Origin of the sequence: Eubacterium sp. AF22-8LB, from assembly GCF_003458715.1 — a bacterium.
Lineage (GTDB): Bacteria > Bacillota_I > Bacilli_A > Erysipelotrichales > Erysipelotrichaceae > Holdemanella.
In genome coordinates this window covers 1-1,908 of record NZ_QRVI01000056.1, presented here as the reverse complement: position 1 = coordinate 1,908, position 1,908 = coordinate 1, and the positions used below count along the sequence as shown (strand labels likewise).

At 39.2% G+C, this 1,908-nt stretch carries 1 protein-coding gene; it reads left to right on the top strand.

The window, feature by feature from the left end; all coding sequences use genetic code 11:
* Positions 1–500: 500 nt before the first annotated feature.
* Positions 501–1,766: a group II intron reverse transcriptase/maturase gene (gene ltrA / locus DWY01_RS11340; protein ID WP_117996212.1), complete on the top strand. Its 1,266-nt coding sequence runs from the start codon at positions 501–503 to the stop codon at positions 1,764–1,766.
* The last annotated feature ends 142 nt before the right edge of the window (positions 1,767–1,908 follow it).

Sequence of the window (1,908 nt, the reverse complement as noted above, 5' to 3'; positions counted from 1 at the left end):
TGTGCGCCAGTTCGGTGCCAAATATTTAGTTGGTGGGAATCCAGTCTGGTAAAACCTAGCAAGTTGCCAGTACCAAGTCCTTGGAGCGCCAAAGGCTAACAATGGTGTTTAAGCGTAGGATAGGGAACAGGAACGCCGTAATGCGTAAGCGTGAAGTGATTGAGCTCCGTTAGAATTATCGATTGTGTGGGGTGGTCTACTATCACCTTTGGTCACCAACAAGGAATAGTCGTTAAAGCGAGACTATGAAAACACACCGGAGTCCTAGAGCATGGCATACCTGATATTGTGATATTTGACATACCTGGGAGGCCTGGATGGTTCTGTACATGAGACAGTAGGGAGTATCGGCCAATGCAATGATGAGTACGAACGAAGACCATCGAGGAGTCGGATTCGTCCATAGTACCGTGGAAAGCAGTAATGACGCCGGAGGGAAGGGACGGACAATAAGTTGCTTTTGCAATCAAAACATAGAAAGCACAGGAGGCATGAAATCTATGGAAAAAGAGAAAGCAGAAATAGCCAGTCTCGTAGCAAGATATGACAGAGTACAGTCGTTAATGAAGTATGTAAATAGGGATACGCTCAAGGAGTCCTACAGAAAGCAACCGAAAGGTAAAGCTGTAGGAGTGGATGAGGTAACCAAGGAACAATATGGAGAAAACCTAGACGAAAATATTGAAAACCTTCTAATTAGAATGAAGAAATTTTCTTATAGGCCCTATCCAGTGCGCAGAGTCTTAATACCAAAAGGGAATGGGAAAATGCGAAAACTTGGTATTCCGTCATTTGAGGATAAAGTCGTGCAAGGAGTCTTTAAGGAGATTCTAGAAGCGATTTATGAACCAAAATTCAAAGAATTTTCTTTTGGCTTTCGTCCGAACAGAAGTTGTCACGATGCAATACAAAGAGTGAACAAACATATCATGGCAGATAAGGTTAACTACATCTTAGATGCAGATATTAAAGGATTCTTTGACAACATTGACCATGATTGGATAATAAAATTTTTAGAGCATGACATAGCAGATAAGAATTTTATCAGATACATCAAACGATTTCTGATTGGTGGAGTTATGGAAGATGGTAAACGACTAGATACAGAATCAGGAACAGTACAAGGAGGATTAATCTCACCGGTACTGGCAAACGTATATTTACATTATGTACTTGATACATGGTTCGATTATGTAAAGAAACGTGAATTCAAAGGTGAAATGTATATGGTACGCTACGCAGATGATTTTGTATGTCTGTTTCAATACGAGAAAGAAGCGCAAAAGTTTTATCAGCTTCTAATAGAAAGACTAAAGAAGTTTGGTCTTGAAATTGCAGAAGACAAAAGCAGAATACTACCCTTTGGCAGATATAAGGGAACAAAGGAATCCTTTGATTTTCTAGGTTTTACGCATTACAATGCGAAAAGTCATTGGGGTAAATACTGCGTACTGCATAGAACAAGTAAGAAGAAGTTGAAAATGAAAAGAGAGGCCATTAAGAAATGGTTATGGGATCATATGCACGAAAGCATAAAGGATACCATTAAAGCGTTGAATGTGAAATTAACAGGACATTACAGATATTATGGTATTTATGGAAACTATGTCGGTCTGAGAAAGTTCTATAAATATGTTCTATTAGAATTATGGAGAAGCAAGAGACGCAGAGACCAGACTAACTGGCTAACTTGGAATAAATACATTAATATTCTTAAGATATATCCATTGGAGTATCCAATGATATATTTAAAAAGTGCTTATTAGGCGAATAGCTTGTTGAAGAGCCGTATGCCTTAGTAGGGCACGTGCGGTTCTGTGAGGGGCTTTTGAGACTTTAACCTCTCATCGCAGAATTATTTTAATAATAATGAAAGGGGTGGAGGTCGAGACAAAGTCTACTCGACGA

What these genes read in the sequence shown, in the direction of transcription:
- ltrA (WP_117996212.1), top strand. Translation starts at nt 501, where the DNA reads ATGGAAAAAGAGAAAGCAGAAATAGCCAGTCTCGTAGCAAGATATGAC.